Genomic DNA, 6711 nt, shown 5'->3' on the forward strand with positions numbered 1-6711 from the left:
GGCTCGCGGGGGGCCTGGCCCGGCCCGCGCCCGCGTGAGACGGGCCCGCCCGGATCAGATCGCCAGCGCCTCGGTGACCTCGTGGGCGGCGGTGTCGTCGGAGGCGCCCGAGTGGGTCACCCGCCCCGACTCCACCACGTAGAAGACGTCCGAGGCCCGCAGCGAGAACCCGACGTGCTGCTCGACCAACAGCACCGACAGATCACCACGGGACGCCAGGTCCACGATGATCCGCTCGATCTCGGCAACGACATTGGGCTGGATACCCTCGGTCGGCTCGTCCAGCACCAGCAGTCGCGGTTCGGTGATGAGCGCCCGCGCGATGGCCAACTGCTGGCGCTGCCCGCCCGAGAGCAGCCCGGCCTTCCGGTCCAGCAGGTCCTTCAACGCGGGGAACAGGTCCAGGGACTCGTCGATGAGCGCCTTGCCCCGCTTGCGGCCGTCAGCCACGACCCTCAGGTTCTCGGCGGTCGTGAGCTGCGTGAACGACTGCTGGCCCTGGGGTACGTACCCGATGCCCATCGCCACGCGGGCGTGGGGCTTGAGTCCGGTGATGTCCCGGCCGTCGAAGGTGATCCGACCGGCCTTGCACGGAAGCAGGCCGACGGCCGCCCGCAGCAGGGTCGTCTTGCCCGCGCCGTTGTGCCCGAGCACCGCGGCCACGCCCCCGGCGGGGACCTCCAGGTCCACCCCGTGGAGCACCTCGGACCCGCCGTACCCGGCGCGGACGCCCGACATCTGCAGTAGTGCGCTCATCGGTCTGACTCCCTCTCGGGTTCGGTGCCGGTTTCCAGTTCGGTGCCGGTGGCGGCCGCGGTGCCCAGGTACACCTGCTGGACATCGGGGTCGGCCTGGATCTCGGCCACCGTGCCCTCGGCGAGGACCTTCCCGGCCGCCAGGACGGTGACCGAGGTGGCGAAGTCGCGCATGAAGTCCATGTCGTGCTCCACCACCACCACCGTGCGTTCGGCGGCGATGCGCCTCAGCAGTTCGCCGGTGGCCTTGCGCTCCTCCGCCCCCATGCCTGCGACGGGCTCGTCGAGGAGCATCACATCGGAATCCTGGACGAGCAGCATGCCGATCTCCAGCCACTGCTTCTGCCCGTGGGCCAACACCCCGGCCTTGGTGCCGGCCAGGTGCTCGAGGCCGATGGTGTCCAGGGCCTCGGCGACCACCGTCGCGCGTTCCCGGCGACGGCGGAGCAGGGTCAGCCATCCCCGACCGGAGCCGGCCGCGATGTCCAGGTTCTGTTCCACGGTGAGGTCCTCGAAGATGCTGGCCGTCTGGAAGGTCCGGCCGATCCCCATGCGGGCGATCTTGTGCGTCTTCATCCCCAGCACCGGTTGCCCGGTCTTGTCGACAGTCCCCGTCGCCGGGACCAGTCCCGTGATCGCGTCGACGACGGTGGTCTTTCCCGCGCCGTTGGGTCCGATGAGGAACTTGAGATCGCCCTGGATCAGCGTCAGGTCCACGCCGTCGACGGCACGGAAGCCGTCGAACGTCACGGTGAGACCGCGGACCTCCAGGTAGGTCCGTCCGGTCGAGGCGCCGGTGGCCACAGCGGTGGGGGTCATGGGGTCTCCTCCGTGGTGGATCCGGTGGTGGCGGGGGTCGCGGGGCCGGACCCGGTGGACGCGCGACGCCGGCGGATGACGAACAGGCTGGCCAGGCCTCCGGGCAGGAAGCCCACGACGACGATGAAGAGCACCCCCTGCAGGTAGGTCCACTGCGACGGGTAGGCCTCGGAGAAGGTCGTCTGCGCCCAGGCCACACCGATCGCCCCGAGAACCGGGCCGAGCAGGGTGGCCCGGCCGCCGATCGCGACACCGATGAGGAACGCGATCGACGGGGCGATACCGATCGCCGAGGGCGAGATGATCCCGACGATCGGGACGAACAGCGCGCCGGCGATCCCGGCCGCGAAGGCGGCGACCGCGTAGGCCAGGGACTTGACCAGGGCGGGGTCGTACCCCAGGAAGCGGACCCGCTCCTCCTGGTCACGGACGGCGACGAGCAGCTCACCGAAGCGGGACTGCATGAACTGGCGGACCAGCAGGACCACCCCGATGAGCGCGCCACCGGTGATGAAGTACAGCATCTGACGGTTGGCCGGGTCCGACAGGGCGAAGCCGAAGAACCCGGTGAACCGGTTGAGGCCGTTGGACCCGCCCAGCTCGGGGCGGCTGACCAGGAAGATCGCGGCGGCTGCCGCGAGGGCCTGGGACAGGATCGCGAAGTAGGCGCCCTTGACCTTGCGGTTGAACACCAGGTACCCGAACCCGAAGGCCAGCAGGGGCGGCAGGATCAGGATCACCGCGAGGGTGAACACCGGCGAGGCGAACGGCTCCCAGTACCCGGGGAGCGACCGCATGCCGGCGATCTGCATGAAGTCCGGCAGGGCGTCGGGACCGCCGCGATCGCGGGCGTCGGCGAGCTTGAGGTACATCGCCATGGCGTACGCGCCGACGCCGAAGTAGACGCCCTGGCCCAGGGTGAGCATCCCGCCCCGCCCCCACGCCAGCCCGATACCGCTGGCGACGATGCCGAAGCAGAAGAACTTGGCCAACAGGTTGAGCCGGAACTCGCTGAGCAGCAGGGGTGCCACGCCGAAGATGAGTACCGCGGCGACGGCGAGCGCCACCCAGAACACCCAACGGGGACGTTCTCCCTCGGCGGTCAGTGCACCGGGCAGCGGCAGTCGCGGACGGAACCGACGACCCGCCGCGGGATCGGCCGGGTCCCCGGCGGTGGTGCCGATGGTGGCGGTGTCGGTCATGCCAGGCTCCTGGTCTTGACGGCGAACAGCCCCTGCGGGCGGATCTGGAGGAAGACGATGATCGTCACGAAGACGAGCACCTTCGCCACGGACGCGGTCGTGGAGTATTCGAAGAACGAGTTGAGGATCCCCAGGGCGAAGGCGGCGATGACCGCGCCCCGCAGCTGACCGAGGCCCCCGACGACCACCACGAGGAAGGCGTCGATGAGGTACGACTGCCCGATGGTGGGGCTCGTCGACCCGATCAGGGTCAACGCCACGCCCGCCACGCCGGCCAGTCCGGACCCGATGAAGAACGTGGTCAGGTCGCTGCGGCGGGAGTTGATCCCGGAACTCTCGGCGAGATCACGGTTGAGTGTGACCGCCCGGATGCGACGCCCCATCGGGGTGAACCGCATCGCGGCCATCAGTGCGGCGACACACGCGACGGCCAGGAGGAAGATGAAGACGCGGGTGTACGGGACGGACGCCCCGAGCAGGACCATGTTTCCGCGCAGGAACTCGGGCACCTCGACGTTGACGGCCGGCGCGCCCCAGATGTCGCGCGCGACCTGCTGGAGGATCAGCCCGACGCCGAAGGTCACGAGCAGCGTGTCGAGCGGTCGGGCGTACAACCGTCTGATGAGCAGCACCTCGAGGATCACCCCGAGGATCCCGCCCACCACGAAGCCTGCCACCAGGGAGATCGCCAGACCCGCCCCGGAGGCGGCGACGAACTGCTGGATGACGTAGGCCGTGTAGCACCCGGCCATGATGAACTCGCCGTGCGCCATGTTGATGACGCCCATCTGCCCGAAGGTCAGGGACAGTCCGAGCGCGGCGAGCAGAAGGATAGAACCGATGCTCAATCCTGTCGCGAGTTGACCGATGATGACGTCCACACCGGCTCCTTTCTCCTGCATTCACCCCCCGCGGCGGTCCCGGTCGCCGGGGCCGCCGCGGGGGGTGGTGGACTAGTGACCAGGTCAGTTACCGGACAGGTCTCCGGCCCAGTCGTAGCCCTCGAGGAAGGGGTCCGGTTCGATGGGCTCGCCCGAACTCCACACCTCGTAGATCAAGCCGTCGGGGCGGATCTCCCCGACGAGCGCCGTCTTGGAGATGTGGTTGTTGTCCCCGTTGATCGTCACGGTGCCCTCCGGGGCGTCGAAGCTCACCCCGCCGGCGTTCTCCTGGATCTCGGCGACGTCGAAGCTGCCCGCCTTCTCGACGGTGTTCTTCCACAGGAACAGCGAGGTGTACGCCGCCTCCATCGGGTCGGAGGTGACCCTGTCCTCGCCGTACTTGGCCTTGAACGCCTCGACGAACGAGGTGTTCTCCGGGCTGTCGATGGTCTGGTAGTAGTTCCACGACGTGAGCTGGCCCTCGATATTGGCCGCGCCGATGCCCTGCACCTCTTCCTCCGCGATCGACACGCTGATCACCGGGGTGTTCTCGGCGGTGAGGCCGGCGTTGGTGTACTCGCGGAAGAACGCGACGTTGGAGTCGCCGTTGAGGGTGTTGAAGACCGCGTCCGGATCGGCGGTGCGCACCTTGTTGACGATCGTGGAGAAGTCAGTGGAGCCGAGCGGCGTGTAGTCCTCGCCGACGATCTCGACGTCGTTCGCCTCCGCCCACGCCTTGATGACCCGGTTGGCCGTCTGGGGGAACACGTAGTCCGAGCCGACCAGGTACATCGACTCCACGCCCTGCTCCTTGAGGTACTCGAGGCCGGGGACGATCTGCTGGTTGGTCGTGGCGCCGGTGTAGAAGATGTTCGGAGACGCTTCCAGGCCCTCGTACTGGACGGGGTAGTACAGCAGCGCGTTGGCGTCCTCGACGACCGGGAGCATGGCCTTGCGGGAGGACGACGTCCAGCCGCCGAAGATCGCGGCCACGCAGTCGCTGGTGATGAGCTTCTGGGCCTTCTCGGCGAAGACGGCCGGGTCGGATGCCCCGTCCTCGACCACCGTCTCGATCTGCTTGCCCATCACGCCGCCGTCGGCGTTGATCTGCTCCACGGCGAGCTCGACCGAGTCGCGTACCGTCCTCTCGGAGATCGCCATGGTGCCCGAGAGCGAGTGCAGCGACCCGATCTTGATGGTGTCACCGGAGGTGTCCACACACGATTCTGCGGAGGCTGCGGCGGTGTCCGAGGTCCGGTTACCACAAGCGGTGAGAGCGCCGGCCCCGAGGACCACCAGTGCGGCGGCGGCGACGGTGCGTCTGGAGATGGGATTCACGCGGGTTTTTCCTTGCCGTGGGCGGGCGGTCGATGGCCCCCGCTTCTCGGGGATCGACGCTCGGTGAAACCAAAGTTATGAGTTCCATGTGAGCCGCACGGTTCCCCTGTGTTTCGTACGTGTTGCCCAAGTCCACCTTCAGTGAACCCTGCGTTTCTCAACCCTTGCGTAGATCGGGCGCCGACGCCCCCAGGACGTGCCGACGCGCGGCGGACCACGCCGCGCGCATCACGTCCTCGACCGCCTCCGGGGTGTCGCCGACAGCCCGGAGCCACGCCCCGCACCCCTCGGGCAGGGTGCTCACACCACCGCGGACCTCACCTCGGCGCACGGCGGCCGAGGAGTCGACAGCCGCCCGCATCGGGTCCGCCAGGTCCGTCGCCGGCCCCGGCGCCAGGACGAACAGGGTGCCGATGGCATCGGATCCGCCGGTGACCAGGTCGTCGTCGAACCCCCCGACCATCCGGGTGGCGTCCACCACCACCGGGGTGCCGTCGGGACGGGCGATCTCGACCCGCGAGACCAGCGCGTCCACCGCCCACCGCTCACCGCGGGCCACCCGGCCGGCGGTGAGGACGTCGGAGACCACCAGCACCGCGTCCTCGGGGACCGTCGCCCGCAGGGTCTGCTGGAACCGGCTCCCGGCGTACGGGATCAGGGGGTCGGGAACCCACTCGCACACCGCCCCGGCGCCCAGCGTCAGCGTGACGTTCTGGGTCGCGTACCCCGCGTCCATGCGGTGGATCCTTGTGGCGGCCTGGGTGGTGATCAGCGCATGGGACCGGTCGGCCAGTTCGACGTCGATGTCCAGCCTGTCGCCGCCGACCACTCCCCCGCCGGTGGACATGAGATACGTGACCGGCACGTGCGGCAGTCCCGGGTCGACGTACAGCGGACGCATCACCTGTAGAGGAGACTTCTGGTAGCGATCGGCCAGGACCGTCCGCCCGTCGGGGCCGAACCGGAAGTGCAGGTCCAGGACGCCGACCTTTCCCGGCGATCCCACCGGGAGCGACCCCGCGGCGGACGCCGGGCCGGACGCCACGGCCGGCCAGACGTGACCGGGGTCGGCCGCGCGCGCCAGCCGGTCGGCCCGGGACACCGGTCCGGTCACGCGCTCGGCAGCAGGTCCGCGCGACGCGACTCGAAGTAGTCCAGCACCTCGTCGACCCCGGTGCCGCTGAGGCAGTCGGTCAGCACGACGGGTTTGCCGGAGCGCACGCGGTCGGCGTCGGAGCTCATCACCCCCAGGTCGCACCGCACGTACTGGGCGATGTCGATCTTGTTGATCACCAGCAGGTCGCACTCGGTGATGCCGGGTCCGCGCTTCCGCGGCATCTTCTCGCCCTCGGCGGTGTCCAGGACGAAGAGGAACAGGTCCACCAGCGCGGGCGAGAACGTCAGGGTGAGGTTGTCACCGCCGGATTCGAAGATCAGGGTGTCGACGTCCGGGTGCTCCTCGAGCATCTCGGCGCCCACCGCCAGATTCATGGTGGGGTCGTCGCGGACCGCGGTGTGGGGGCACGACCCGGTCTCCACGCCCACGACCTTGGCGGGGTCGAGGACGCCGGCCAACGTGCGGCGGACGTGCTCCGCGTCCTCCTGGGTGTAGATGTCGTTGGTGATCACCGCGGGCGCCCGACCGCGCTCGATGAGCAGCGGAACCAGAGCCTCGATCAGCGCGGTCTTGCCCGAGCCCACGGGCCCGCCGATCCC

7 protein-coding genes are annotated in these 6711 nt (G+C 69.3%); all 7 read right to left on the minus strand.

Annotated elements, in window-relative coordinates; all coding sequences use genetic code 11:
• Window positions 1–54: 54 nt before the first annotated feature.
• A complete protein-coding gene (urtE, locus tag G6026_RS07915) occupies window positions 55–756 on the minus strand; it encodes an urea ABC transporter ATP-binding subunit UrtE (protein WP_107757182.1) in 702 nt (233 codons plus the stop codon).
• Window positions 753–1574, minus strand: a complete 822-nt coding sequence (gene urtD, locus G6026_RS07920) for an urea ABC transporter ATP-binding protein UrtD (RefSeq protein WP_182612848.1) — start codon at window positions 1572–1574, stop codon at window positions 753–755. Before urtD ends, urtE begins: the two co-directional genes overlap by 4 nt.
• Window positions 1571–2776, minus strand: a complete 1206-nt coding sequence (gene urtC / locus G6026_RS07925; RefSeq protein WP_241725883.1) for an urea ABC transporter permease subunit UrtC — start codon at window positions 2774–2776, stop codon at window positions 1571–1573. The genes urtD and urtC overlap by 4 nt, the downstream gene beginning before the upstream one ends.
• Window positions 2773–3657 (minus strand): urea ABC transporter permease subunit UrtB, encoded by an 885-nt coding sequence (gene urtB / locus G6026_RS07930; protein WP_182612849.1) that lies wholly within the window; start codon window positions 3655–3657, stop codon window positions 2773–2775. Before urtB ends, urtC begins: the two co-directional genes overlap by 4 nt.
• Before the next feature lie 84 nt (window positions 3658–3741).
• Entirely contained in the window at window positions 3742–4995 is a 1254-nt protein-coding gene (gene urtA / locus G6026_RS07935) for an urea ABC transporter substrate-binding protein (RefSeq protein WP_107757185.1), read from the minus strand.
• Between the two features lie 157 nt (window positions 4996–5152).
• On the minus strand, window positions 5153–6109 hold the full coding sequence (locus G6026_RS07940) for an urease accessory protein UreD (RefSeq protein ID WP_182612850.1): 957 nt from the start codon (window positions 6107–6109) through the stop codon (window positions 5153–5155).
• A partial coding sequence (ureG, locus tag G6026_RS07945; protein WP_182612851.1) for an urease accessory protein UreG occupies window positions 6106–6711 on the minus strand: 606 nt, incomplete at its 5' end. The genes ureG and G6026_RS07940, both read right to left, overlap by 4 nt.

The sequence above is a fragment of the Dietzia sp. DQ11-38-2 genome (assembly GCF_014145055.1).
In the GTDB taxonomy this organism is placed as follows: domain Bacteria; phylum Actinomycetota; class Actinomycetes; order Mycobacteriales; family Mycobacteriaceae; genus Dietzia.

Bases quoted from the DNA above. Each gene is read 5' to 3' on its own strand.
- urtE (WP_107757182.1), bottom strand. From the start codon at position 756: ATGAGCGCACTACTGCAGATGTCGGGCGTCCGCGCCGGGTACGGCGGG.
- urtD (WP_182612848.1), bottom strand. From the start codon at position 1,574: ATGACCCCCACCGCTGTGGCCACCGGCGCCTCGACCGGACGGACCTAC.
- urtC (WP_241725883.1), bottom strand. From the start codon at position 2,776: ATGACCGACACCGCCACCATCGGCACCACCGCCGGGGACCCGGCCGAT.